Here is a 25,561-nt window from a genome sequence, read left to right as displayed (position 1 = left end):
TGCTTCGTCATGCCGATGCCGGACTCGATCCGGGGCTCGGAAGCCCTTGTGCGGAAACGGACTCGTAGCGGCCGAACCCGCGCGCTCAGGCCCGCTTGCGCTTCGGCTCCTGGCCGTGATCGCACACCGCTTCGCCGTCGCAGATCAGCCGGTCATAGCCGCTGCCCGGGCAGATGGCATGCGCAGTCAGGATCGCCGGGGTCAGCGCCTCGAGCCCCGCGCCGCGCCGGTCGAGCAGCCTGCGCACCGGGCGGCGCGAGCCGGCCCAGGCCTGGTGGCCCGCCTTGGGCGCAGGCGGCGGCGCGACGAGCAGCCCCACCGGCCGATAATCGGCGGTCGCGAGCCGGGGGAACACGCCGCGCGCGATCGCCCGCGCCCAGGCCGGCGTGGCGGGGCTCAGCGGCAGATGCGGCACCACGTCGCCCGGCATCTCGTAGCGCAGGCAGGCGATGCGGGTACGGTCATAGCTGGCGGCGAAATCGGCATTGCCGGCGCGCGCCGCGGCGATGGTGGCGACGCTCACCGGCAGGTCCGCCCATTCCTTCACCTGGGCCGATCGCATCGCCGCCAGATTGGCGAGCGCGCCGCCCTTGCTATGGCCGGTGACGAACAGATGCCGCCGTGCCTTGCGGTCGAGCAGGCTCTGGTCGAGCATTGCCTGGATCGCGGTGCGCACGCCGGGGCCCGAGCCCAAGTCGTTCCACAGCCGGCGCGTCGATTCGGCAAAGCCGAAATGCACGCCGCCGCCATAATGCGAATCCTCGACGCACAGCGAGAAGGCGTCGTTCAGCCAGTCGAGCACCACGTCCCAGCCGTCATGCGCGCTGCCGAAAAAGGGCGGGAGCGAGCCGCGGAACGCCACCACCACGCCCTGGGAGGTGCGGCCGACCAGCGCCTGGTCGATCTGGCGCTGGCCGAGCGCGCTCTCGCGGCGCACGACGAAGGGCGCCTCGATCCAGCCGACATTGCGGCCATGGACGTGCATGGCCGGCTGATAGGCCTGGCTGGAAGCGTAGAGCAGGCGGCGTTTCATGCAGTCGTGCATCGGCAATACTCCCCGAACCATACAACCTTGCCCTGGCGGATGGTGCACAGGCAATTAGGGTTAACACCGGAGTCGAAAATCGCGAAGCCGCGCTTTCGTTGCGCTGAACCGGAACCGGGCGCCCGGGCGGGCTTGCTCAATGATGGTCGTCGGGCTTGCGATAGGCATCGTGGCACGCCTTGCAGGCCTTGCCCACTTCGCCGAACTGCGCGGCGAAGCCGGCCTTGTCGCCGGCCTTGGCGAGCTCGGCGAGCTTGGCCGCCGCTGCGGCATAGTCGGCGGCGCGTGCCTCGAAGCCGGCGCGGTCGCTCCACACGGCGGGCTGCGCCTCGGACGGCGCCGCGCCGCTGCCGGCGGGGAACATGCCGGGGATCGCCCGGGCCCAGCCGGCCAGCGCGCGGGCGGCGAAGCCCAGTGCCTTGGGATCATCGCCACGATCGATGCCCGCCTTGATCTGGCCGAACAGCGCGCCGGACAGCAGGAAGGCGGCCTTGCGGCCGGCGATCACGTCCGCGGCCGGATCGGCGGCGACGGCGCGGCTGGTCGGGGCGGTGGCCGCGAGGCCGGTGAACAACGCCGCCGCGGCGCCGAGTGCGAGCATGGAAGTGCGCATGGATTCGCTCCCTTGGTCGGAGAAGGCGAGGCTAGGCCTCCTTCCTCCGATCCGCAACGGCCGCGCAACCTTGTCCATTATGGAGATGGTTACCGCCGAAACGGATCGGAGATCCCCTATGCTGCCGGGCGTGGCAGAAGGCGAAGCTCCTCGGGTCGAGTATGCGTGCGAACGTTGCGGCGGTGTTGCCGTTACGCGCGACGCCTGGGCAGAATGGGACGTCAGTTCCCAGGCCTGGGCGCTCAGCGAGACGTTCGATTTCGCCTTCTGCCACCAATGCCACCGCGAGACCCGCCTCGCGGTGCGGCCGGTGGGATAGTCGGGCGGGACTCAGGCTGTGGTCCCGAGCTTCCACAGCACGAACGCCATCTCGTCGGCAGCTTCCTGCAGACTTTCCCACCGGCCGGATTTGCCGCCATGGCCGGCGCCCATGTTGGTCTTGAGCACCAGCACCTGGTCGTCGGTCCGCGTCGCCCGCAGCTTCGCGGCCCATTTGGCGGGCTCCCAATAGGTGACGCGCGGATCGTTGAGCCCGCCCGAGATGAACAGCGGCGGATAGGCCTGGGCAGTCACATTGTCATAGGGCGAATAGGAGCGGATCAGCGCGAACGCCGCCGGATCCGTCACCGGATTGCCCCATTCGGGCCATTCGCCCGGGGTAAGCGGCAGGCTCTCGTCGAGCATGGTGTTGAGCACGTCGACAAAGGGCACGTCGGCGACGACCACTGCCCACAGGTCGGGATCGGAATTGATCACCGCGCCCATCAGCTCGCCGCCCGCGGAGCGGCCCGCGATGGCGATGCCGCCGGCATGGGTGAAGCCCCGGTCGATCAGCCCCCTAGCCACATCGACGAAATCGTTGAAGCTGTTGGTGCGCTTCTCGAGCTTGCCGTCGAGATACCATTGCTGGCCGAGATCGTCGCCGCCGCGGATATGGGCGATGGCGAAGGCGACATCGCGATCGAGGAACGAGATGCGGCTGGTCGAGAAGCCGGGCGGGATCGCATAGCCATAGGCGCCATAGGCATAGAGATAGAGCTTGCCCGTGCCGTCCCTGGGGAAGTCCTTGGGATAGACGATGGACACCGGCACCTCGGTGCCGTCGCGGGCGGCGATCTTCAGCCGCTCGGTGCGGTATTTCGATCCGTCATAGCCCGACGGGATCTCCTGCACCTTCAGCGTCTCGAGCGTGCCCGTGGCGACGCTATAGTCATAGACCGTGCCCGGCGTGACCATCGACTCATAGCCGATGCGCAGCTTGTCCATCGCATATTCGGGATTGTCGCCCAGCCCGGCGACATAGCTGGCCTCGGGGAATTTCAGCCGTACCGGGGCGATGGCGGCGTCGTAGCGGTGGAGTTCGATCTGATCGAGCCCGTCCTCGCGCCCCTCGACGATGAAATAGTCGGCGAAGCAGGTCACGCCGGTCATGTAGAAATGCGCCGACGGGCCGATGCGCTCGGTCCATTCGCCGGGCGCCGCCACCGGCGCGGTCACCAGCCGGAACTGCGGATCGACGTCGTTGGTGTGGATGAACAGCGTGCCGTCATGCTCGTCCACGTCATATTCGCGGCCCGGCTTGCGGGGGCTGACGCAGACCATCGGCCGGGAAGGATCCTCGGGCGAGAGGAGATAGACTTCGCTGGTCACATGGTCGCCGGTCGAGACGAGCAGATAGTTGCGCGACTGAGTCTCGCCCACCGCCACGCGGTAGCCCTCATCGGCTTCCTTGAAGAGCTCGACGTCCTGCGCCACGGGCTCGCCGAGCCTGTGCCAGCGGGCATTGTCGGTCCGCCAGTTCTCGTTGGCGAGGCCGTAGAGGAAGCCCCGGGAGTCCGCGGTCCAGACGATTTCGGAGAGCATGCCGGGGATCGTGTCCGGCAGCAATTCGCCGGTCTCGAGATTCTTCACCCGGACTTCGAACCGCTCCGAGCCGTTGTCGTCGACGGCATAGGCGAGCAGCCGGCCGTCCGGGCTCACCGAGAAGGCGCCGAGCCGGAAATATTCCTTGCCCTCGGCCAGTGCCGGCTCGTCGAGGATCATCACGTCCGCGCCGCCGCCCACGGGGCGCCGCCACCAGCGCGGATATTCGCCGCCGGTCTCGTAGTCGGTCCAGTAGAGCCAATCGCCGTCCTTCTGCGGAACGGTGGATTCGTCTTCCTTGATCCGCCCGCGCATCTCGGTGAACAGCGTCTCGCTGAGCGGCTTGAGCGGCGCCATCACCTTCTCGAAATAGCCGTTCTCTTCCTCGAGATAGGCGAGCACGTCCTTGTCGGCGACATTGGGATAGGCCGGGTCCTTGAGCCAGGCCCAGGGATCCTCGATCGTGACGCCGTGGCGCGTGAAGCTGTGCGGGCGCGTGGCGGCGACGGGCGGCTTGGGAAAGTCGGTCATCGGCCTTCCCTAGCGCGCCCCTCAGCCGACCGCCACTGCCCGCCGTCGCCGCGCCAGCCGGGGCGCGAGCACCATCGCGAGCCCGGCCAGCGCCATCGCCGCGCCGGCCAGCGACACGGCCGGATAGCCCAGCCCCTGGCGGATCACTTCGCCGCCCAGCGCCGCGCCGATCGCGTTGCCCAGGTTGAACGCGCCGATATTCATCGCCGAGGCAAGGTTGGGCGCCTCGTGCGCGGCGTCCATCACGCGCATCTGCAGCGGCGGCACCAGCGCGAAGCTCGCCGCCCCCCAGAGCGGCAGCAGGAGCATCGCCACCGGCAACGAGAACATGCCGAGCGCGAACAGCACCAGCAGCACCGCCAGCGCCGCCGTCATCGTGACCAGCGCGGCCTCGACCGAGCGATCGGCATAGCGCCCGCCCAGCCAATTGCCCGCGGTGAGGCCGATGCCGAACAGCACCAGTGCCGCCGTCACCTGGAAGGTGGAAGCATGGGCCGCCTCCCGCAGGATCGGCGCGATATAGGTGAAGACGGTGAACATCGCGCTGAATCCAACCATGGTCAGCGCCAGCGCGAACAGCACCGGTCCGCGGCCCAGCACGCGCAGCTCCGCGCCCATATCGGCATCCGCCTGGCCGGGCAGCGCCGGCACGAACAGCCGCAACGCCGCCATCGTCACCACGCCGATCGCCGCGATCGCCGCGAACACCGCGCGCCAACCGAACGCCTCGCCCGCCCAGGTGGCGAGCGGCACGCCGCCGATCGTCGCGATCGTCAGGCCCATGAACATCGTCGCGATCGCCCCGGCCCGGCGCTCGGGCGGGACCAGGCCGGCAGCCACCACCGATCCCACGCCGAAGAACGCGCCATGGTTGAGCGAAGTCACGATCCGCGCCGCCAGCAGCATCGCATAGCTGTCGGACAGCGCCGCCAGCAGGTTGCCGAGCGTGAAGATGCCGGCGAGCGCGATCAGCAGCGTGCGGCGCGGCACCCGCCCGGTGGTCAGCGTCATCAGCGGCGCGCCGATCAGCACGCCGATCGCATAGGCGCTGACGAGCAGGCCGGCGGCGGGGATCGAGACGCCGAGATCCCCCGCGATCACGGGAAGCAGCCCCATGGGCGTGAATTCGGTGACGCCGATGCCGAAGGCACCGATGGCGAGCGCAGTGAGGGCGAGGCGAGGACTCATGAATAGGGCTCCGGGATTTGTGCGGCAATGCAAATGGACCGGCATGCACGCGTCCAGTAGAGCGTCGAAAGGCGAAACATCTGTGCTTGGGAATCACGAATGACACGCATCATGGCGGATCGATCGGGCGAGATGGAAATCTTCGTGACGGCAGTGCGCGAGGGCAGCCTCTCCGCCGCCGCGCGCCGGCTCGACCTCACGCCTTCCGCGGTCAGCCGCGCGCTCGGCCGGATCGAGGCCCGGCTGGGCGTGCGCCTGATCACGCGCACCACGCGCCGGCTGGTGCTGACGCCCGAGGGCGATGCCTATCTCCACGCGGCCCAGCGCATCCTTGCCGACATCGCCGAAGTGGAGGGCGCGCTCGCCGACCAGGCCGCGCCGCGCGGGCGCCTGCGGGTCAGCGCCGCGCTGGCGCATGGCCGGCTCTCGGTGGTGCCGCTGCTCGGCGCATTCGTCGCGCGCTATCCCGGCATCCTGGTCGACATCAGCCTCAGCGATACGCTGGAGGACGTCGCGGGCGGCCGCGCCGATGTCGCGATCCGTTTCGGCCCGCTGGCGGACAGTCCGCTCACGGCCCGCAAGCTTGGCGAGACCGGCCGCACCATCGCCGCCTCGCCCGACTATCTGGCGCGCATGGGCACGCCAGCGCTGCCCGAGGACCTGCACGCGCATAACTGCCTCAATTTCAACTTCCGCCGCGCCGAGCCGGTCTGGCCGTTCCGGCGCGACGGCCGCGACTATGCCTTGCCCGTCGGCGGCAATATCGAGGCGAATAATGGCGAGACGCTGGTCCAGCTCGCGCTGGCCGGTGTCGGTGTCGTCCGGGTCGGGAGCTTCCATGTCGAGGATCATGTTGCCGCCGGGCGGCTGGTCGCGCTGCTCGAGCCGTTCAACCCCGGCGATCGCGAGGACATTCACGCGCTCTATGTCGGCGGCGCCACCCGCCCGGCACGCGTGCGCGCCTTCGTCGATTTCCTGGTGGAGAAGCTGGGGCGGTCCTGAATATCGCCAGCGAGGAACGAGGCCGGGCGTCGCCGGGACGGCGACATGGGCTCAATCGATGATCGGATGCCTGTCCCGCAGCCGGTCGGCGATGCGCTCGACCGCCGCATTCTCCTCGGCCTCGCCGCCGGGGGTGATCGACCAGTTGCAATGCGGATGCGTCGCGGCGCTGTAGCGCTTCACCGGGCCGATCACGTTCCGCCACCGCCGCCGCGTGCCGCCGACTTCGCGCAGCAGGATGGCGAGGAACTGGTCGATGAGGTCGGCGGCGTTCATGCGCCTTCCGCCGCCAGGCCCTTGAGCCGGTACAGGACCCCGAGCGCATCGCGGGGGCTCAGGCTGTCGATGTCGAGCGTGCCCAGCTCGGCGCGAAGCGCGTCGACGGACTCCTCCTCCTCGATCGCGGCGGCGGCGAACAGGGGCAGGTCGTCAAGGCCCGCGGCCAGGCCGCCGGTGGCGGCGCGGCCGGCCTCCAGCTTGTCGAGCACGGACTTGGCGCGCCGGATCGTCACCGGCGGCAAGCCGGCGAGCCGCGCGACGGCAAGGCCGTAGCTGCGATCGGCCGGCCCTTCCGCGACTTCGTGGAGCAGGACGAGGTCGCCCTTCCACTCGCGGGCGCGGACATGGTGGAGCGTGAGCGCGTCGCAACGCTCGGCGAGCCGGGTCAGCTCGTGATAGTGCGTGGCGAACAGGCACCGGCAGCGATTGTCCTCATGGATCGCCTCGACCACGGCCCAGGCGATGGCGAGGCCGTCATAGGTCGAGGTGCCGCGGCCCACTTCGTCAAGGATGACGAAGCTGCGCGGCGTCGCCTGGGCGAGGATTGCGGCGGTCTCCACCATCTCGACCATGAAGGTCGAGCGGCCGCGGGCGAGGTTGTCCGATGCGCCGACGCGGCTGAACAGCCGGTCGACCAGCCCCAATGTGGCGCGGGCGGCGGGGACATAGCTGCCGGCCTGGGCCAGCACGGCGATCAGCGCGTTCTGGCGCAGGAAGGTCGACTTGCCGCCCATGTTCGGGCCGGTGACCAGCCACAGGCGGCTGGACTCGGAGAGGGTGCAGTCATTGGCGACGAAGCGCCCGCCCGACTTCGCGACGGCTTCCTCGACCACCGGGTGGCGGCCGCCCTCGATCTCGAAACAGGCATGCTCGACGAGGTGCGGACGCGCCCAGCCGCCCTCGGCGGCGCGCTCGGCGAGGCCGGCCGAGACATCGATCCGGGCGAGCGCGTCGGCGGTGCGGGCAATGGGCTCGCGTGCGTCGAGCGCGCGGGTGGTAAGGTCCTCGAGATGTGCGGCCTCGGCCGCGAGCGCATGGGCGCCGGCCTGGGTGACCTTGACCGCGACGTCGTGCAGTTCGGGCGCGTTGAAGCGGACGACGCCGGCCAGCGTCTGGCGATGGGTGAAGCCGCTGTCCTGCGCCATCAGCGGATCGGCGTTCTTCGCCGGCACTTCGATATGATAGCCGAGCACGCCGTTGTGGCGGATCTTGAGCGAGCCGATCCCGGTGCGCGTGCGATATTCGGCTTCGAGCGCGGCGATAGCGCGGCGGCCGCCGGCGCCCGCGTCGCGCAGATCGTCGAGCGCGGCGTCATAGCCCTCGGCGATATAGCCGCCATTGGCGGCGTCGATGGGCGGCTCGGGGACGAGCGCGCGGCCGAGCAGGTCGATCAGCGCGCCATGCCCGCGCATCTGGGGCAGGAGATCGGCGAGCAGGGGCGGGATGCCTGTCGCCTCCAGCCGCTCGGCGAGGCGCCAGGCGCCGTCGAGCCCGTCGCGCAGCTGGCCCAGGTCGCGCGGGGAACCGCGCCCGGCGGCGAGGCGGCCCAGCGCGCGGCCGATATCGGGCATCGCCCGGAGCGCGCCGCGCACCATGTCGCGCAGGCCCGCATCGTCGTGGAAATGGGTGACGAGATCGAGCCGCGCCTCGATGCCTGGCCGGTCCATCAGCGGGGCGGCGATATCGCTGCCGAGCAGGCGGGCGCCGGCGCCGGTGACGGTGCGGTCGACGCTATCGAGCAGGCTGCCCCTGCGCGTGCCCGCCGAGCTGATCGTGAGTTCGAGGCTCTCGCGGGTCGCCGCGTCGATCGCCATCGCGGCTTCGGTGCGCGTGACACGCGGCGGGCGCAGGAAGGGAAGCGCTCCCTTGGTGGTGTGCTCCAGATAGGCGGCGAGGCCCCCGGCGGCGGCGAGCGCCGCGCGCGAGAACTGGCCGAAGCCGTCGAGCGTCGCCACGCCGAACAGCCGCTTCAGCCGCGCTTCCCCGCCGGCGCTGTCGAAATCGATTCGCGGGCGGACGACGGTGGCGAGTTCGTCAAAGGCCGAGCCGTCTCCGACCACCGTCTCGGCGGGAGAGAGGCGGGCGATCTCGGCGGCGGCGCGGTCGGCGCTGCTCTCGATGATCTCGAAGCGGCCGGTGGAGATGTCGGCGCAGGCGATCGCCACGCTTCCGCCGGCCTCGCCGATCGCCGCGCACCAATTGGCGGTGCGGCTGTCGAGCAGCGATTCCTCGGTCAGCGTGCCGGCGGTGACGACGCGGATGATCGCGCGATTGACCAGCGCCTTGGAGCCCATGCGCTTGCGCGCTTCCTCGGGCGTCTCGGTCTGGTTGGCGATGGCGACGCGGTGGCCGGCCTTGATCAGCCGGGCGAGATAGCCCTCCATCGCATGCGCGGGCACCCCGCACATCGGGATGCGCTCGCCGTCATGCTCGCCGCGCGCGGTGAGCGCGATGTCGAGCACGGCGCTGGCGATCTTCGCATCGTCGAAGAACAGCTCGAAGAAATCGCCCATCCGGTAGAAGAGCAGGCAATCCTCCGCTTCTGCCTTCAAGGCGAGATATTGCGCCATCATAGGGGTGGGAGCTGCGGAGGACATGGCTTGCGGCCTAGCGGAACCCGGTGCGCGATCAACACCCCGGCGGGGCATTTTCCTGGGGAAAAGGCCGGATGTGCGGAAATCCGCACATCTGGGCGGGTCGATCCGTGCCGATCCGTGGCGGATGCATGGGAATCCATCGCATTCGGCACATTGCGGCGTCGGAACGGCCCCCCTAAAGGGGAGGCAATCTGGAGAGAAGAATGTCTGAGGAATCGAACGTCCAGTTTTCGGAGCGCGAGGCGCTGCTCTATCACTCCGAGGGCCGGCCGGGAAAAATCGAAGTCATCGCATCCAAGCCGATGGCGACGCAGCGCGACTTGGCGCTGGCCTATTCGCCCGGCGTGGCGGTGCCCGTGCTGGCGATCGCCGAGAATCCGGCGGCGGCCTATGACTATACCGCCAAGGGCAATCTCGTCGCCGTGATCTCGAACGGCACCGCGATCCTCGGGCTGGGCAATCTCGGCGCGCTGGCTTCCAAGCCGGTGATGGAGGGCAAGGCCGTTCTCTTCAAGCGCTTCGCCGATGTCGATTCGATCGACCTCGAAGTGAAGACCGAGGACGTCGACGCCTTCATCAACTGCGTCGAGCTGCTCGAGCCGAGCTTCGGCGGCATCAATCTGGAAGACATCAAGTCCCCCGAATGCTTCGTGATCGAGCAGACGCTGCGGGAGCGGATGAACATTCCGGTGTTCCATGACGACCAGCACGGCACGGCGATCATCGCCGCCGCGGGCCTGATCAACGCGCTCCATCTGACCGGGCGCGACATCAAGGACACGCGCGTCGTGATGAACGGCGCCGGCGCGGCGGCGATCGCGTGCGCCGAGCTGATCAAGGCGATGGGGCTGCCGCACGGCAACCTGCTGATGCTCGACCGGACCGGCGTGATCTATCAGGGCCGCGAAGGGGTGAACCAGTGGCAGTCGGCCCATGCCGTCGCCACCGATCGCCGCACGCTGGCCGATGCGCTGGAGGGCGCGGACGTGTTCATGGGCCTGTCGGCCGCAGGCGCGCTGCCCGCCGAGCTGCTCAACCACATGGCGCTGAAGCCGATCATCTTCGCGATGGCCAACCCCGATCCCGAGATCACCCCGCCCGAGGCGCGCGCGGCGCGCCCGGACGCGATCATCGCGACGGGGCGTTCGGACTATCCGAACCAGGTCAACAACGTGCTGGGCTTCCCGTTCATCTTCCGCGGCGCGCTCGACGTGCGGGCGACGACGATCAACGATGCGATGAAGATCGCGGCGGCGACCGCGCTCGCCGAGCTGGCCCGCCAGCAGGTGCCCGAGGAAGTGGCGGCGGCCTATGGCGTGCAGCACAGCTTCGGCCCCGACTACATCATCCCGGCACCGTTCGATCCGCGGCTGATGGAGCTGGTGCCCGCCGCCGTCGCCCAGGCGGCGATGGATTCGGGCGTGGCGACCAAGCCGATCACCGACATGGCGGCCTATCGCCAGGCGCTGCGCGCGCGGCTGAACCCGACCACGTCGGTGCTCTCGCTCGCGTATGAAGGCGCACGGGCCAATCCGAAGCGCGTGATCTTCGCCGAGGCGGAAGAGGAAGTCGTGCTGCGCGCGGCGATCGCCTTCAAGGATGGCGGCTATGGCACGCCGGTGCTGGTGGGCCGCGAGAGCGTGCACGACCGGCTGAAGGCGCTCGGCGCCGATCCGGCGCATTTCGAGCTGCACAACAGCGTCAACTCGCCGCTGGTCGAGCAGATGGTGGAGTTCCTCTATTGCCGCCTGCAGCGCCGCGGCTACCTTCGCCGCGATTGCGAGCGCATGGTCAACCGCGACCGCAACATCTTCGGCGCGCTGCTGCTCCAGCTCGGCCATGCCGATGCGATGATCACCGGCGTCACCCGCACCTGGGCCGAATCGATGCGCCAGGTGAAGCGCGTGATCGATCATGCCCCGGGCCGCACGCCCTTCGGCATGCACGTGCTGGTCGGCCAGTCGCACACGGTGTTCATTGCCGACACCACCGTGAACGAGCGGCCGAATGCCGAGGAACTGGCGGACATCGCCGAGGGCGCGGCCGCCGTCGCCCGCCGCATGGGCCATGAGCCGCGCGTCGCCTTTCTCAGCTATTCGAACTTCGGCAATCCCGAGGGCCAGTGGCTCGACAATGTCCGCGGCGGCATCAAGGTGCTCGACGGGCGCGGGGTGGAGTTCGAATATGAGGGCGAGATGTCGCCCGACGTGGCGCTCAACAAGCGCCAGCTGGCGAACTATCCCTTTGCGCGCCTTTCCGGCCCGGCCAATGTGCTGATCATGCCGGGCCTGCAATCGGCCAACATCTCGGCCAAGCTGCTGCGCGAACTGGGCGGCGATTCCACCATCGGCCCGATGCTGATCGGCATGGAGAAGCCGGTGCAGATCGCTCCGATGACGGCGACCGCCAGCGAACTGGTGACGCTGGCGGTGCTCGCGGCCGGCGGGATCGCACGCTGATCTAGGCCAGTACGACCTCTCTTGCCTGTTACATTTGTAGCATGCTACAAATGTAGCGGGTCAGAGGAGGTCGAGTCGTGATCGAATCGCTGCCGCGCCGCGAGCGCGAGGTTTTCGAGGCGCTGTGCAGCCTGGGCGAGGGCACGGCCATCGCCGTGCGCGGCGCGCTGACCGACCCGCCGAGCGATTCGGCGGTGCGCACCTTGCTCGGCCGGCTCGAGGCCAAGGGGCTGATCGGCCATAGCACGCGCAACCAGGCCTATGTCTACCGGCCGGTGGAGCAGGCCGACTCGGTGGCCGAGACCGCGCTCCAGCGCCTCGTGCATACTTTCTTCCAGGGCTCGGCGGCGCGCGCCGCGACGGCGTTGCTTGGCATGGAGAAGGCGCTCACCCGCGCGGAAGTCGACGAACTCCAGCGCGCGATCGACGAGGCGCGGGGGGAAGCGAAATGATCGTGGAGCTGCTGATCGCGCTCGGCTGGAAATCCGCGCTCGCCTGCGGTGTCGCGCTGCTCGCCAGCCAGGCGTTGCGCGGCCGGCCCGCTTCGCAGCGCGTGGCGGTGCTGCGCGCCGGCGTGGCCGCGCTGCTGCTGCTGCCGCCGCTCCTCCTGGCGATGCCCGCGGTCGAGATAGCGGTGCTGCCGGCGGCCGCGCCGCTATCCGCCTTGCCCGCCATTGCCGAAGCTGCGGCGCTGCCCGTCGCCGCAGCGCCTGTCGTACCCGAGATTGACTGGATCGCCCTGGCCTATCTGGGAGGTGCCGCGTTCGTGCTGCTGCGCCTCGCCATCGGGCTCTTCCTGTTGCACCGCTGGACCCGCCATGCGGTGCCGGCCTCCCATCCCGTGTGGATGGAGGTGTTCGCACGGGCCGCCAAACCCTTGAGGCGGCCCGTGCGGCTACTGGTTTCACCTCATATCGCCTCGCCCCTGAGCCTGGGGGTCGCGCCGGCGACGATATTGATCGGCCCGGATATCGAGCGGTGCCCCGATCGCGCCGCCGCGGTGATTGCGCACGAGATCGCGCATGTTCGCCGGTTCGACTGGCCGGCGATGCTCGCCGCTCGGCTGGCGCTGGCCCTGTTCTGGTGCAACCCGCTCGCCTGGCTGCTCGTCGCCGAGCTGGCTCGCCAAACCGAGCTGGCCGCCGACGAGGACGCGCTGCAGCATGTCGGGCGTGCTGATTACGCGCAGACGCTGCTTGCGGTCGCCGGCGGATGCGGGGCGCATGCAGCTTGCGGCATGGCGGTCTCGCGCGGTGCGATGGCGCGGCGGATCCGGCGCGTGCTCGATGCGGCCCCGCGCAAGCCGGCGAGCGGGCTTGCATGCGCGCTGCTGATCGGTGGCATCCCGCTGGGGATTGCGCCGGTTGCCGCGATGCAGGTCGTCGAGCGGCCCCAGGCGTCGGCCGTGCCGGGAGGCGATCGTGCGGCGGCCCGGCCGGCGCACGCCATGTCGCCTGCCCAGGTGCGGGAGGAACCGGCACGGACGCCTGTGGTGCCGGCGCCACGGGCATCCTCTTCCCGGCATGACGAGTCGGTACGCGTCCTGGCCAAGGCCAAGGCCAGGGCCCTGGTCGCGTCGACTCCCGCCCCGACCCGGGATGTGCCGCGCGCTGCGGGGGCGGCGGCGCGGTTCAGGGCCCAAGCGCCGATGCCGACCATGGGCGAGGCAATTCCACCGGCCGGCACGGGCACCGCGCGCAGAGTCGCGCCGCCGACGGAACAGCGGTTCGCCGCCGTGCAGCGCCTGCGCAAGGCCGCGCTGGAATATCGCGACCGTGCCCATGACCGCGCCCTGCCGCTCGATGTCCGCCAGGGCTATCGCAACGTGGGGGCATCGCTGGCGGACGAAGCCGACCGGCTGGAGAGGCAGGCCCAGCAGATGGCGGGCGTCTACTAGCCCCCCAACCCGGCACCACCGAACCGAAGCGCGGCTTTCGCGCCACGGGGCCGGCTTGCCCGGCGACTTGAAGGGAGAATGACGATGCGTTCGATCCTGTTCCTGTCCGTTGCCCTTGTCGGCGCTTGCGCCTCGCATCCGCCCATGCCGGTCGGCGAGCCGGCGCTGCGGGTTGCCTATGGCGACCTGCAGCTGGACACCAGGGCGGGCCGCGCCGCCTTGCGGGAGCGCTTGGACGGCGCGGCCCGCACCTATTGCCGGACCAACGACCGGGACGCGGCACCCCAGTTGATCCGCAACAAGGCGGGATATTGTTTCGACATGGTGCGGCTCTCGCTGGTCGCCGAAATGCCCGACAGGGTGCGGCGCGGATATTATCGGCGCTAGCCGTCGATGCTCACGCCCAGCGACGCATTGACCAGCCCGCCATCGACGGTGATCGTGTCGCCCACGACATAGTCGCCGGCGCGGCTGGCGAGATAGATGGCGGCGCCCGCCATGTCCTCGTCCACTCCGATGCGCCGGGCCGGGATCGCCCGAGCGACGTCGCCGCCATGATCGCGCGCCGCCTTGTTCATGTCGCTGGCGAAGGCGCCGGGAGCGATCGAGGTGACGTTGACATGGTCGCGGACCAGCCGGGCGGCCATGCGCTTGGTCAAATAGATCAGTGCCGATTTGGAAGCGTGATAGCTGTACGTCTCCCACGGGTTCAGCCGCTGGCCGTCGATCGAAGTGATGTTGATGACCTTGGCCGGGCGTTCGGCCGATCCGCCCGCCTTGAGCAGATCGAAGAGCGCCTGGGTCAGGAAGAAGGGCGATTTGACGTTCAGGTCCATCACCTTGTCCCAGCCCTTTTCCGGAAAGCCCTCGAACGGTTCGCCCCAGGCCGCGCCGGCATTGTTGACCAGGATGTCGAGCCGTTCCTCGCGCTCCGCCAGCGCGGCGGCGAGCGCCTTGCAGCCGGCGACGGTCGAGACGTCCATCGGCAGGGCGATGCAGTTCGGGCCGAGGGCCGCGGCGGTCTCCTCGCAGGCTTCGGCCTTGCGGGAGGAGACATAGACCCTGGCACCCTGGGCGACATAGCCCTCGGCGATCATCCGGCCGATGCCGCGGGATCCGCCGGTGACGAGGGCAATGCGGCCGTCGAGGCGGAATAATGTCGTGGTGTCCATAGCTTAACTCCCTTTTTCCTTCAGGGGAGGGGCAGGGGAGAGGGGCATGTTGCCACCGTCTCGCACTGCCCTTCTCCCCGATCCTCTCCCCTGAAGGGGGAGAGGAAGACTAGCCGCCCCGCTTCAGCGTCTCGCGGGCGATGATCAGTTGCTGGATCTGGCTGGTGCCTTCGTAGATGCGGAACAGCCGGACGTCGCGGTAGAGCCGCTCGATGCCATAATCCGCGATGTACCCGGCGCCGCCGAAGATCTGCACGGCGCGATCCGCCACCCGGCCGACCATCTCGCTGGCGAAATATTTCGCCGCCGCCGCTTCCATCGTGGTGTTCGCGCCGCGGTCCTTCGCGGCGGCGGTCTCCAGCACGAGCGCCCGTGCCGCCAGCGCCTCGGTCTTGGAATCGGCAAGCATCGCCTGGATCAGCTGGTGCTCGGCGATCGGCTTGCCGAACTGTACGCGCGCGCTCGCATAGGCGACGCAGTCGGCGATCAGCCGCTCGGCCACGCCGACGCAGACCGCCGAGATGTGCAGCCGGCCGCGATCGAGCACCTGCATCGCGATGCGGAAGCCCTCGCCCTCGGCGCCCAGCCGGTTGGCGACGGGCACGGGCGTGCCGTCGAACACCACGTCCGCCACCCGGGCACCCTTCTGCCCCATCTTCTTCTCGGGCTCGCCGATACTGACTCCCGGCAAGTCGCGCGGCACCAGGAAGGCGGAGACGCCGCGGCCGCCGGGCGCATCGCCGGTGCGGGCCATCACGGTGAACAGCTCGGCCTTGTCGGCATTGGTGATGAAGCGCTTGGTGCCGGTGAGGCGATAGACGTCGCCGTCGCGGACCGCCCGGGTCTTCACTGCGCCGCTGTCGGATCCCACGTCCGGCTCGGTCAGGGCGAAGCTGGTGACGATCTCGCCGCTGGCGATGCGCGGCAGCCATTGGGCCTTCTGCTCGGGCGTGCCGGCCATGACGAGACCTTGCGAGCCGATGCCGACATTGGTGCCGAAGCTGGAACGGAAGGCCGGCGTGGTGCGGCCCAGCTCGATGGCGACCTTGCATTCCTCGAGCATCGTCAGCCCCAGGCCGCCATAATCCTCGGCGATCGACAGGCCGAACAGGCCGAGCGCCTTCATCTCGGCGATCACTTCGGCGGGGATGGCGTCGGCGGCCTCCACCTCGGCTTCGAGCGGGCGCAGGCGCTCGTGGACGAAGCGGCGGATCGTATCGATCAGCGTGTCGAAGATTTCGGGGTCGAGCGCCATGGCCACGCGTTCCTCAGGTTCGAAGCCAAAGGCTATACCGACCATATGGTCCGGAGCAAGCCATACCCGATATTCCAACAGCTTGCAGTTGACCCCCGGATTGCGGCACATATGGTGCGCGGCAAAATGGGTCGAAAGGGAGCATAGGGGCATGGACGGCAACCAGGCGGCAGTGCCGCCCGCACGGCGAATCCGCACGCCGATCATGCTCGCCTATGGCTTCGGCACCGTGGCGTATGGCGTGAAGGACTTCTGCTTCTCGACCTTCCTGCTGTTCTTCTTCAACCAGGTCCTCGGGCTGCCGGCTGCCGAAGTGGGCTTCGCGATCATGTGCGCGCTGCTGCTCGACGCGGTGGCCGATCCGGCGATCGGTTTCCTCTCGGACCGGACGCGGAGCCGCTGGGGGCGGCGCCATCCCTGGATGTACGCCTCGGCCATTCCGATCGCGATCGGCTGGCTGTTGCTGTGGAATCCGCCCGCGCTCTCGCACGCCGGCATGCTCGCCTGGGTCTTCGCCATGTCGGTGCTCGTCCGCACCGCGGTGAGTGCCTATGAAGTGCCGAGCCAGGCGCTGACCCCCGAGCTTTCCGCCGACTATGAAGAGCGGACGCGGATCATGGCCTATCGCTTCCTGTTCGGCTGGGCCGGCGGGCTGGGGATGATGATCCTGGCCTATGCCTGGCTGCTCGGGCCTTCGCCCGGCCATCCCAATGGCCAGCTGGTCCGCGAGAACTATCCCGGTTTCGCGCTGGCGAGCGCGCTGATCATGGCCTTTGCCATTCTCGTCTCGGCGCTGGGGACGCATGGCGAGATCAAGCGGCTGCCTCAGCCGGAGGAGCGCACGCGCCAGTCGCTAGGCGCCCATTTCGCCGAACTGGGCGAGACGGTGCGGAATCGCGCCTTTCTGATCCTGATGGCGGCCGGCCTCTGCTATTATTCCGCGCAGGGCGTGAGCTTCGCGCTGTCGAGCTATCTCTATGCCCATGTCTGGCGTTTCCAGAACCAGGACTTCACGATCATCGCCTTCTCGCTGCTGGTCGGCGCCTTTTTCGCCTTCTTCGTCGCGCCGCGGGCTTCGCGGGGGCTAGGCAAGCCCCGGGCGGCGATGTGGCTGATGGCGGCGGCGGCCTTCTGGGTCGCCTTGCCCTATGTGCTGCGCCTGCTCGGCCTGTTCCCGGCGCCCGGCACGCCCTGGCTGCTCCCGTCGCTGTTCGCCATCTACGCGCTCAACGTCACCTGCAGCATTTCGGCGACGATCCTCGGCGCCTCGATGATGGCCGATGTCGTCGAGCATTCGGAGATCGAGACCGGCCGGCGCAACGAAGGGGTGTTCTTCGCCGGATCCTTCTTCATCCAGAAATGCTGCAGCGGACTGGGCATCTGGGCGACGGGCCTGCTGCTCGACCTGGTGAACTTTCCCGCGGCGGCCCGACCGGGCCAGGTGCCCATGGCGACGGTCGACCGGCTCACCATCCTGTTCTTCGTCGTCTATGGCGTGCTCGCGATCGCCGCGGCGATCCTTTACCGCTTCTTCCCCTTCGGCAAGGCGGAGCATGAGGCGCGGATCGCGGCGCTCGCCGGCCGCAATGCGGAAATGTCCGCCGGAAGCTGACCTTCCGACGGACATCCTTTCCTCCCCAGGAAAGTCTGCGCTCAGGCCACGCGGCCCAGGCGGTGATAGAGATTGGCGTATTTCGTCGACTCGGGTGCGTCCTTCACCTTCTCGAGATGGGTGGCCACCGCCTCGCGGATGAGGCGGAAGTCCTCGGTCGAGAAGACGGCGCGGCTGCGCTGGGGCTCGGTCATGGCAATCACTCCTTTCTCTTGGTTCAGGCGGCTTCGGTGGTGACGAACTGGGCGGCTTCGGTGCTCTCGGCGAGCGCGGTGGTGCTGCTGCTGCCGCCCGCCAGCGTGGTCGCGATCGCATCGAAATAGCCGGTGCCGACTTCGCGCTGGTGGCGAGTCGCGGTATAGCCATTGGCCTCCGCCGCGAACTCGGCCTGCTGCAGCTCCGAATAGGCCGCCATGCCGCGATCCCTGTAGCCCCGGGCCAGCTCGAACATGCCGTAGTTGAGCTGGTGGAAGCCGGCGAGCGTGACGAACTGGAACTTGTAGCCCATCGCGCCGATCTCGCGCTGGAAGCGGGCGATGTCGTCCTTGTCGAGATTCTTCTCCCAGTTGAAGCTGGGCGAGCAGTTGTACGCCAGCATCTTGTTGGGGAATTCCTTCTTGATCGCTTCGGCGAAGCGGCGGGCATCGTCCATGTTCGGCTTCGAGGTTTCCCACCACAGCAGGTCGGCATGCTCGGCAAAGGCCAGGCCGCGCTTGATGCAGTGATCGACGCCGGTGCCGTCCTTCAGGCGGAAAAAGCCCTCTGGCGTGCGCTCGCCGGTGAGGAATTCGCGGTCGCGCTCGTCGACGTCCGACGTGATCAGCCGCGCGCTCTCCGCATCGGTGCGGGCGCAGATCACCGTCGGCACGCCGGCGACGTCCGCCGCCAGCCGCGCCGCGTCGAGGTTGCGGATATGCGCCTGGGTGGGGATCAGCACCTTGCCGCCGAGGTGCCCGCACTTCTTCTCCGATGCGAGCTGGTCTTCATAATGCACCCCGGCGGCGCCTGCGGCGATATAGGCCTTCATGATCTCGAAGCAGTTGAGCGGGCCGCCGAAGCCGGCCTCGGCATCGGCGACGATCGGCGCGAACCAGTCGCGCTGGGCGCCGCCTTCCATATGCTCGATCTGGTCGGCGCGCTGGAGCGTGGCGTTGATCCGGCGCGCGAGCTCGGGCCCCGCATTGGCGGGATAGAGCGACTGATCGGGATACATCTGGCCGGCGGTATTGGCGTCCGCCGCCACCTGCCAGCCCGACAGGTAGATCGCCTTCAGCCCGGCGCGGACCATCTGCATCGCCTGGTTGCCGGAGAGCGCGCCGAGGGCGTTGATGTAATCCTCGGTCTGCAGCAGCTCCCACAGCTTGAGCGCGCCGCGGCGGGCGAGCGTATGCTCGACCGCAAGCGAGCCGCGCAGGCGCTCGACATCCTCGGGCGAATAGGGGCGCACGATGCCGTCGAACCGGCCGGTGGGGGCGGGGATCAGGTCTTCGAAGCGCGTCGGCATTGTGTGTTCCTTGACTAGGTTGCCGAGCCTGTATGGATACTCCCTGATGTTCCTGGCGAGAGGCCATGGACCCCTGGCGGGGTCATGGTGTGCATGGGGCTTTTCTCTGATTTGAAAGGATGTAAATTATTTACAAAGCGTCCCGACTCGTTCGATATGAACGCATCGGAACATTGCGTGCGGGACAACCCAATGCTTTCCCGCAGGCGGGAGAGCGAATCGAAGGCGGGAACAGTGGCCGAACAGAAGCTTTTCGCGGGACATGCCGTGCGGCGCCTCCGCCGCCAGCTGCTGCTGACCCAGGCGGCGATGGCCGAGGCGCTGGGGGTGTCGGCGAGTTATCTCAATCTGGTCGAGCGCAACCAGCGGCCGGTCTCGGCCATGCTCATGCTGCGGCTTTCCGAAGTATACGACTTCGATCCCCGCAAGCTTGCCGCGGCGGAGCCGGGCGGCGGGATGGAGGCGCTGCGGCGGCGACTCGCCGATCCGCTGTTCGCCGACCTCGAGATCGACCGGCAGCAGATGGAGGAGTGGCTGGCCGGTGCGCCCGGCGGGGCCGAGGCGTTCGCGCGGGCCTATGACCGGATCGGGGCCGCTGCGGCGCCGGACCAGGGCGCGGGCGACCCGGGGCGGCAGGTGCGCCGCGAGATCGAGCGCTGGCGCGGCCATTTCGCCGATCTCGACGCCGCGGCCGAAGCGCTGGCCGACGAACTGCGCCAGGCGGCGAGCGATCCCTATGGCGCGATGGCCGAGCGGCTGCGGGTGAAGCATCAGCTTTCGGTGCGCATCCTGCCGGCGGACGTGATGCCGGGGCTGCTCAAGCGGCTCGACCTGCATGCGCGCCAGGTGCAGCTTTCCGAACTGCTCGACATGCCGGGCCGCACGTTCGCGCTGGCCGAGCGCTTGTCGCAGGAAGCGCGCGGCGAGATCGATGCGCTGGTGCGCGGCGCCGGGCTCGATCGCATGGGCGAGCGGCTCTATCAGCGCCATCTGGTCGGCTATTTCGCGGCGGCGGTGATGATGCCCTATGGCCGGTTCCTGCGGGCCTGCGAGCAGACCGGCTACGATATGGAGGTGCTCCCGCGGCGCTTCGGCGCGAGCTTCGAGCAGGTGGCGCACCGGCTGACCACGTTGCAGCGCGTGGGCGCACGGGGGCTGGCCTTCTTCGTGATGCGCGTGGACCGGGCGGGGCAGGTCTCCAAGCGCTTCGCCGGGGCGAGCGGGTCGCCGCTCGTCGAGGGGCCGGGGCTGTGCCCGCTATGGAACCTGACCGAAGCGTTCGGCCGGGCCGACGAGACGCTGGGCCAGCTGATCGAGACCGAGGACGGCGCGCGCTGGTTCACGCTGTCGCGGGCGCGGACGCCCCAGGGCGCGCAGGGAGTGCGGGCGCGCTTCGCCCTGGGGATCGGGCTTGCCGCGGCCGAGGCGCGGGCGCTGTCGGCGGCGCGCGGCGTCGACCTTGCGGGCGAAGCGGTGCCGGTGGGGCTGGGCTGCCGCGCCTGCACCCGGCCGGACTGCGCGCAGCGCTCCGCCCCGCCGGCGGGGCGCGCGACCCTGGCCAATGAGCGCGAGAGCGGCGTCACGCCGTTCGGGTTCGTGGGGGATTAGGGGGCGGATTGGCGCTCGGCGGATGCGCTGCATGATGGTGCCAACCCATGCAGGGATCGGCGCCCGGCCCGCCCCGCCCCCTCTCTTGCAGGCAGGGGGAGATCGGTGCCCGCGTTCAACCCTCCGCCAATTCCGCCAGCAGTTCCTCCAGCTGCGCAAGTTGCTCGGGCATGCCTTCGGCGGCGCCAATGCCTTCGTCGAGCGCTTCCTTCGAAGGGTGGAGCTCGCGGAAGGTCAACAGCGTCTTGCCATCCCGTTCCTCGAAGGTGACCGTGGAAATCGGGCCGTTGTCGCTTTCTTCATTGGTCCAGACGATGCGCGCGTTCGGGACGACTTCGATATATTTGCCGAAGAACGCCCAGATCTGACCGTCTTCCCCGTCGAACTCGATCCGGTAGCCGCCGCCGACGCGGACATCGAGCTCGCGGACGCGCATCGGCGCGCCGATCGACCGGGGTGCCCACCAGCGCTGGAACAGTTCGGGCGTGGTCCAGGCCCGGTAGACGAGATGTGGCGGAGCATCGAAGACGCGCGTGACCTCGACTTCGGTATCCGACTTGCGCGCTACCGTGGTGGCGCCGAAGTCATTGGCGTTCAGGCCCATCCATTTTCTCCTTGGCTTTGAGTTCCGCGATCACGTCGTCCAGCGCATCGAAGCGGGCGCTCCAACGCTGGTGGTAACTGGCGATCCAGCCGGCCTCCTCGGCGAGGTCCTGGGCGCCGAGCCGGCAGGTCCGCACCCGGCCGACCTTCTCGGTGACGACCAGCCCGGCGCGCTCGAGTATGCCGATATGCTTCTTCATGCCGGTGAGGGTCATGTGGAAACGCTCGGCGAGATCGGTGATCGACGCTTCGGCGCGCGCGAGCTGCTCGATCACGCCGCGCCGGGTAGCGTCCGACAGCGCGGCGAAGGAAGCGTCGAGGCGGGCGGTGCCGAAATACTGAACCATATGGTTCAGTATTAGCGCATGCCGGCGCGCGGCGCAAGTCCGGGGCGACGGTCAGGATGGGTGAGGCAGTTCCGACTGCGAGATCAGAACAACGTCGTCAGCAGGTAGAACAACGCTCCCACCGCCGCCGAGGCGGGGATGGTGATCACCCAGGCGGCGATGACGTTGCCGGCGACGCCCCAGCGGACCGCCGAGGCCCGGCGCGCCGTGCCCGCGCCGATCACCGCGCCGGTGATCGTGTGGGTGGTCGAGACCGGGATGCCGAGCGCCGAGGCCGTGAACAGCACGATCGAGCCCGCCAGCGAGGCGCTGAACCCCTGGTGCTGCGAGAGCTTGGTGATGCGCGAGCCCATCGTCTCGATGATCTTCCAGCCGCCGCTCAGCGTGCCGAGCGCGATCGCGATATAGCAGGCGATCGCCACCCAGTGCGGCACCTCGAACTTCCCGTGCAGATAGCCGGTCGAATAGAGGAGCACGGTGATGATCCCCATCGTCTTCTGCGCATCGTTGAGGCCGTGGCTGAGCGAATAGGCGCCGGAGGAGACGAGGTGCAGCATGCGGAAGCTGCGCTCGGCCGTGCGCGAGCTGGCGCGCATGAACAGCCAGGAGGTGACCAGCATCACCAACATGGCCAGGATCATGCCGATCGTCGGCGAGAGGACGATGGCGATCAGCGTCTTGTTGAGGCCGGTCCATTTCACGCCGGTGAGCCCGGCATGCGCCACGCCCGAGCCGATCATCCCGCCGACCAGCGCGTGGCTGGAGGAGGACGGAATGCCCTTGAGCCAGGTCACCACGTTCCAGAACATCGCCCCGATCAGCGCGCCGAACACCACTGCGGGCGTGATCAGGTTCTTGTCGATCAGCCCCTGGCCGATCGTGTCCGCCACCTTGTGCAAGGCGGGGAAGGCGATCGTCAGGAAATAGGCCGCGAAGTTGAATGCCGCGGCGAAGGCCACGGCATGGACCGGCTTCAGCAGCCGCGTGGCGACGACGGTGGCGATCGAGTTCGCCGCGTCGTGCAGGCCGTTCAGGAAATCGAACGCCAGCGCGACGAGGATCAGGCCGACCAGCAGGGGAAAGGCGAGCTCGTACATCGGGCGGCGTCAGGAATGGTCGATCACGATGCCGTCGATCTCGTTCGCGACATCCTCGAACGCGTCGACGATCCGCTCGAGATGCTTGAACAGCTCGCGATGGACGGCGAAGCCCAGCGGGTCGCCGGGGCCGAGCTCCTTGAACGCGCGCTTGAGGCCGGCGGCGTGGATCTCGTCCGCATGGCTTTCCATGCGCACCAGCCGCTCGGTCAGTTCGTGCAGGCGCGGGCCGTTGCGGCCGACGTCGCGCAGCAGGGGCATCGCTTCCATGGTGAGGCGGGCGGCATCGACGATGATCGCCGCCATGTCCTTCATCTCCTGGTCGAAGCTGGTGACTTCGTAGAGGTCGATCGCCTGGACGGCGGCCTGCATCTCGTCGATCGCATCGTCCATCGCGCCGATCAGCGACGTGATCGCGCCGCGATCGAAGGGCGTGAGGAACGTCTCGCGCACCGTGCGCAGCATCTCGCGGATGATCTCGTCGGCATCGTGCTCGCGCTCGATCACTTCGCGGATGTGATCGCGGTTGCCGTCGGCGAGCAGCCGGGCAAGCGCGTCGGCACCGGCGACGATGGTGAGCGCGTGCTGCTCGAACATCTCGAAGAAATTGCCGGTCTTGGGGAGCAGGCGCTGGAACCAGGCGAACATGTGATGCACTTTCGATTTGCGGGCGACGGCGGTGAGCAGGCCGTTGCGCTGCGCCGCCGCCCTGAACTCGGCCGGGCCGAACGACCGGATGAGATCGCTCAGATCGGGCTCGTCGACGGCGGCCGCGGCTTCGGCGAGGCTGAACCAGCGGCGTTCGCGCTGGCCCTGCTCCTTCCAGGCGACCAGCTCCTGGCTGACCGACAGGGGGAAGACGTCGACGTCGATCATCAGCGAGGCGCCGTTGCCGCGCTTCTTGCGATAGCGATAAGAGCCCAGCGGCAGCGGGCAGACGGGACCGCGCACCCCGGCTTCCTCCTCCGCCTCGATCGCCGCGGCGGTGTGGGCGGGCAGGCCGGATTCGGGATTGCCCTTGGGGATCACCCAGCGCCCGCTCTCGCGCGACGTGACCAGCAGCACGCGCACCGGCGCATCGACGGCATTGCCTTCGGTGCGATAGGGCAGGGCGGCGATCTGGCGGATGGCGCGGACTCCGGAGCGCCGGGATGGCGGGTGCCGCGTTTGTTACAATTTAGTGTCACGCGCAAGCCTCAGCCGCGCTCCCGGATCTCCTTGAGCCAGCGGGCGCGGAGTTGCGACGGGCTGCCGGGGATCGCGGCGTCGAGGAATTCGGCGCCGACGATGCGATCGAGGCGGAAGGTGCGAAAGCCGGCGCGCAGCTCGCACCACGCGACCAGGACGCGAGTCGCGTCGCTATAGCCGATCATCAGCGGCCAGACCGTGCGCCGAGTGGCGCGGCCCTGTTCGTCGGCATAGTCGAGGTGAAGCTTGCGGCCGGCACGGATCCAGCTGCGCAGCTGGGGGACGTCGATGCCGTCCCGGGGCCGGTCCCAGGCGGGGACGGCGCGCGCGGCGGGGTTGCCGAGGAACGGGCGCATCTCCTCGGGCAGGACGGCGGCGATCTTGGCGAGCAGATCCTCGGCGGCGCGCGCCAGGCCCTCGTCGGCATGACCCGCGACCCAGGTGGCGCCGAGCGCGACCGCATCGATCTCGTCGGTGGTGAGCATCAGCGGCGGCAGGTCGAACCCGCTTTCGAGCACATAGCCGATCCCCGCCTCGCCGCGGATCGGCACGCGCTGGCCGATCAGCGCCGCGATGTCGCGATAGACCGAGCGCTTCGACGTCTCGAGTTCTGCCGCGATCGCGTCGGCAGTCACCGGGCGCGCGGTACGCCGGAGGATCTGGACGATCTGGAAGAGGCGATCGGCTTTTCGCATTGCTGAATCCTACTGCCATGCTGCTGACACCATGCTGTCAGCAGCATGGCAGTAGGTCGAGTCCCGTGAGTTCAAACGGGAGCCAGGAAATGACGACGAAGACCTATCATGGCAGCTGTCACTGCGGCGCGGTGACGTTCGAGGCGGACATCGATCTCGCGGCGGGGACGGGCAAGTGCAACTGCACCTATTGCCGCAAGCGCCGCAACTGGGGGGCGCTGCTCAAGCCCGAACAGTTCCGCCTGCTTTCGGGCGAGGCGGCGCTGGGTGAATATCAGTTCGGCACCAAGAGCGGGCATCACCGCTTCTGCAAGACCTGCGGCATCGCGCCGTTCGGGTCCGGCTATGTCGAGGAGATCGGCGGGGCCTTCGTCTCGGTGCAAGTGCTCTGCCTCGACGACGTGCCGCTCGCGGAGCTGGAGGCGGCACCGGTCAACTATGCCGACGGGCTGCACAATGCCTGGTGGCAGGAGCCGGCGGAGAAGGCGATCCTGTGAGGCGGGGTCAATCCGCGCCGGGTTGCCAGCTGCTCCTGCGTTCCTCGTCGGGCAGCTGCGCCAGCGCCCGGCGGGCGAGCGCGCGCACTTGCTCCCAGCGCGGATCCGACCAGAGCGCTTCGCGGCGCCAGAAATCGGCGTGCGCCTTTCCGCTCAGCGTGCGCAGCATCGCGTCGAGCGGGCGGATCGCCTCGATCTCCTCGCGGCTGATCTCGCCCCATTCGTGCATGTGGTTGGCGGCATGGTAGAAGTCGTCCAGCTCCAGCGCGAGCTCGTCATTGCCATAGCCGGAGGCGTCGCCGTCGGGCGTGAGATGGCCGAGGATCGATTCGAGATGGGCGTGCTGCGTATCCGCGCCCGCGGCGAGGTGCGCCACAGCCTGTCGGAGATACTGGTAGCACGTGGGCATGCGGGATGCTGGCATCGCGCGCGATGGCTGGCAACACTCGACGCTTCCGCGCCGCGGACGAGGGCGCCGGAAACGCGAAAGGCCGGGGCGTGAACCCCGG

Annotated in this window: 24 protein-coding genes; 8 read left to right on the top strand and 16 right to left on the bottom strand. The window is 68.8% G+C overall.

Annotated features, from left to right (window positions below; translation table 11 throughout):
• Window positions 1-85: 85 nt before the first annotated feature.
• The 4 genes from FHR20_RS10160 to FHR20_RS10145 form a co-directional block, all read right to left on the bottom strand.
• The gene (locus FHR20_RS10160; protein ID WP_167299547.1) at window positions 86-1,045 is read right to left on the bottom strand and encodes a lipase family protein; all 960 of its coding nucleotides are present in this window, start codon (window positions 1,043-1,045) and stop codon (window positions 86-88) included.
• 136 nt (window positions 1,046-1,181) lie between these two features.
• The gene (locus FHR20_RS10155; protein ID WP_167299546.1) at window positions 1,182-1,658 is read right to left on the bottom strand and encodes a c-type cytochrome; all 477 of its coding nucleotides are present in this window, start codon (window positions 1,656-1,658) and stop codon (window positions 1,182-1,184) included.
• A gap of 330 nt (window positions 1,659-1,988) precedes the next feature.
• Window positions 1,989-4,052 (bottom strand): S9 family peptidase, encoded by a 2,064-nt coding sequence (locus FHR20_RS10150; protein ID WP_167299545.1) that lies wholly within the window; start codon window positions 4,050-4,052, stop codon window positions 1,989-1,991.
• Between the two features lie 21 nt (window positions 4,053-4,073).
• On the bottom strand, window positions 4,074-5,240 hold the full coding sequence (locus tag FHR20_RS10145) for an MFS transporter (RefSeq protein ID WP_167299544.1): 1,167 nt from the start codon (window positions 5,238-5,240) through the stop codon (window positions 4,074-4,076).
• Window positions 5,241-5,339: 99 nt separating this feature from the next.
• Between FHR20_RS10145 and FHR20_RS10140 the strand changes: the two genes are divergently transcribed.
• Window positions 5,340-6,242 (top strand): LysR family transcriptional regulator, encoded by a 903-nt coding sequence (locus tag FHR20_RS10140; protein ID WP_167299543.1) that lies wholly within the window; start codon window positions 5,340-5,342, stop codon window positions 6,240-6,242.
• 51 nt (window positions 6,243-6,293) lie between these two features.
• On the opposite strand, the gene FHR20_RS10135 is transcribed toward FHR20_RS10140, so the two are convergent.
• Together FHR20_RS10135 and mutS are read right to left on the bottom strand one after the other, a co-directional pair.
• Window positions 6,294-6,518, bottom strand: a complete 225-nt coding sequence (locus tag FHR20_RS10135) for a hypothetical protein (protein ID WP_167299542.1) — start codon at window positions 6,516-6,518, stop codon at window positions 6,294-6,296.
• The gene (gene mutS / locus FHR20_RS10130; protein WP_167300463.1) at window positions 6,515-9,094 is read right to left on the bottom strand and encodes a DNA mismatch repair protein MutS; all 2,580 of its coding nucleotides are present in this window, start codon (window positions 9,092-9,094) and stop codon (window positions 6,515-6,517) included. The genes FHR20_RS10135 and mutS overlap by 4 nt, the downstream gene beginning before the upstream one ends.
• Window positions 9,095-9,321: 227 nt before the next feature.
• Here mutS and FHR20_RS10125 point away from each other — a divergent pair, with 227 nt between their 5' ends.
• The 4 genes from FHR20_RS10125 (at window position 9,322) to FHR20_RS10110 (ending at window position 13,861) form a co-directional block, all read left to right on the top strand.
• A complete protein-coding gene (locus FHR20_RS10125) occupies window positions 9,322-11,577 on the top strand; it encodes an NADP-dependent malic enzyme (RefSeq protein ID WP_167299541.1) in 2,256 nt (751 codons plus the stop codon).
• 77 nt (window positions 11,578-11,654) lie between these two features.
• Window positions 11,655-12,029 (top strand): BlaI/MecI/CopY family transcriptional regulator, encoded by a 375-nt coding sequence (locus FHR20_RS10120; protein ID WP_167299540.1) that lies wholly within the window; start codon window positions 11,655-11,657, stop codon window positions 12,027-12,029.
• Complete coding sequence (locus FHR20_RS10115; RefSeq protein ID WP_167299539.1) at window positions 12,026-13,474, top strand: M56 family metallopeptidase; 1,449 nt, start codon at window positions 12,026-12,028, stop codon at window positions 13,472-13,474. The genes FHR20_RS10120 and FHR20_RS10115 overlap by 4 nt, the downstream gene beginning before the upstream one ends.
• An 84-nt stretch (window positions 13,475-13,558) precedes the next feature.
• Window positions 13,559-13,861: a UrcA family protein gene (locus FHR20_RS10110; protein ID WP_167299538.1), complete on the top strand. Its 303-nt coding sequence runs from the start codon at window positions 13,559-13,561 to the stop codon at window positions 13,859-13,861.
• Here the strand turns inward: FHR20_RS10110 and FHR20_RS10105 are convergent.
• Both FHR20_RS10105 and FHR20_RS10100 read right to left on the bottom strand, forming a co-directional pair.
• Window positions 13,858-14,646: an SDR family NAD(P)-dependent oxidoreductase gene (locus tag FHR20_RS10105; RefSeq protein ID WP_167299537.1), complete on the bottom strand. Its 789-nt coding sequence runs from the start codon at window positions 14,644-14,646 to the stop codon at window positions 13,858-13,860. The two genes, FHR20_RS10110 and FHR20_RS10105, sit on opposite strands and share 4 nt — an antisense overlap.
• 109 nt (window positions 14,647-14,755) lie before the next feature.
• A complete protein-coding gene (locus FHR20_RS10100; protein ID WP_167299536.1) occupies window positions 14,756-15,901 on the bottom strand; it encodes an acyl-CoA dehydrogenase family protein in 1,146 nt (381 codons plus the stop codon).
• Window positions 15,902-16,052: 151 nt separating this feature from the next.
• Here FHR20_RS10100 and FHR20_RS10095 point away from each other — a divergent pair, with 151 nt between their 5' ends.
• Complete coding sequence (locus FHR20_RS10095; protein WP_243857280.1) at window positions 16,053-17,513, top strand: MFS transporter; 1,461 nt, start codon at window positions 16,053-16,055, stop codon at window positions 17,511-17,513.
• Window positions 17,514-17,554: 41 nt separating this feature from the next.
• Here the strand turns inward: FHR20_RS10095 and FHR20_RS10090 are convergent, their stop codons facing one another.
• Together FHR20_RS10090 and aceA are read right to left on the bottom strand one after the other, a co-directional pair.
• Window positions 17,555-17,707 (bottom strand): hypothetical protein, encoded by a 153-nt coding sequence (locus tag FHR20_RS10090; RefSeq protein WP_167299535.1) that lies wholly within the window; start codon window positions 17,705-17,707, stop codon window positions 17,555-17,557.
• 23 nt (window positions 17,708-17,730) lie between these two features.
• Window positions 17,731-19,017 (bottom strand): isocitrate lyase, encoded by a 1,287-nt coding sequence (aceA, locus tag FHR20_RS10085; RefSeq protein WP_167299534.1) that lies wholly within the window; start codon window positions 19,015-19,017, stop codon window positions 17,731-17,733.
• Between the two features lie 234 nt (window positions 19,018-19,251).
• On the opposite strand from aceA, the gene FHR20_RS10080 reads away from it, so the two are divergent.
• Window positions 19,252-20,625 carry a short-chain fatty acyl-CoA regulator family protein gene (locus tag FHR20_RS10080; RefSeq protein ID WP_167299533.1) on the top strand — a complete coding sequence of 458 codons (1,374 nt, stop codon included), beginning with the start codon at window positions 19,252-19,254 and terminating at the stop codon, window positions 20,623-20,625.
• Window positions 20,626-20,740: 115 nt separating this feature from the next.
• Here FHR20_RS10080 and FHR20_RS10075 read toward each other — a convergent pair whose 3' ends face one another.
• The 5 genes from FHR20_RS10075 to FHR20_RS10055 all read right to left on the bottom strand — a co-directional run bounded on the left by FHR20_RS10075 (window position 20,741) and on the right by FHR20_RS10055 (window position 24,555).
• Window positions 20,741-21,229: an SRPBCC domain-containing protein gene (locus tag FHR20_RS10075; RefSeq protein ID WP_167299532.1), complete on the bottom strand. Its 489-nt coding sequence runs from the start codon at window positions 21,227-21,229 to the stop codon at window positions 20,741-20,743.
• A complete protein-coding gene (locus FHR20_RS10070) occupies window positions 21,210-21,575 on the bottom strand; it encodes an ArsR/SmtB family transcription factor (RefSeq protein WP_167299531.1) in 366 nt (121 codons plus the stop codon). Before FHR20_RS10070 ends, FHR20_RS10075 begins: the two co-directional genes overlap by 20 nt.
• Before the next feature lie 83 nt (window positions 21,576-21,658).
• On the bottom strand, window positions 21,659-22,672 hold the full coding sequence (locus tag FHR20_RS10065) for an inorganic phosphate transporter (RefSeq protein ID WP_167299530.1): 1,014 nt from the start codon (window positions 22,670-22,672) through the stop codon (window positions 21,659-21,661).
• Window positions 22,673-22,681: 9 nt separating this feature from the next.
• On the bottom strand, window positions 22,682-23,800 hold the full coding sequence (locus FHR20_RS10060; RefSeq protein WP_286712789.1) for a DUF47 family protein: 1,119 nt from the start codon (window positions 23,798-23,800) through the stop codon (window positions 22,682-22,684).
• 68 nt (window positions 23,801-23,868) lie between these two features.
• The gene (locus FHR20_RS10055) at window positions 23,869-24,555 is read right to left on the bottom strand and encodes a helix-turn-helix transcriptional regulator (RefSeq protein ID WP_167299529.1); all 687 of its coding nucleotides are present in this window, start codon (window positions 24,553-24,555) and stop codon (window positions 23,869-23,871) included.
• Between the two features lie 89 nt (window positions 24,556-24,644).
• Between FHR20_RS10055 and FHR20_RS10050 the strand changes: the two genes are divergently transcribed.
• Window positions 24,645-25,052: a GFA family protein gene (locus tag FHR20_RS10050; protein ID WP_167299528.1), complete on the top strand. Its 408-nt coding sequence runs from the start codon at window positions 24,645-24,647 to the stop codon at window positions 25,050-25,052.
• A 7-nt stretch (window positions 25,053-25,059) separates the two neighbouring features.
• Here the strand turns inward: FHR20_RS10050 and FHR20_RS10045 are convergent, their stop codons facing one another.
• Window positions 25,060-25,461: a hypothetical protein gene (locus FHR20_RS10045; protein ID WP_167299527.1), complete on the bottom strand. Its 402-nt coding sequence runs from the start codon at window positions 25,459-25,461 to the stop codon at window positions 25,060-25,062.
• Window positions 25,462-25,561: the final 100 nt, after the last annotated feature.

Origin of the sequence: Sphingomonas leidyi (genome assembly GCF_011761945.1) — a bacterium.
In the GTDB taxonomy this organism is placed as follows: domain Bacteria; phylum Pseudomonadota; class Alphaproteobacteria; order Sphingomonadales; family Sphingomonadaceae; genus Sphingomonas; species Sphingomonas leidyi.
The sequence above is the reverse complement of the archived record's forward strand: the minus strand, read 5'-3'. Positions and strand labels throughout refer to the sequence as shown.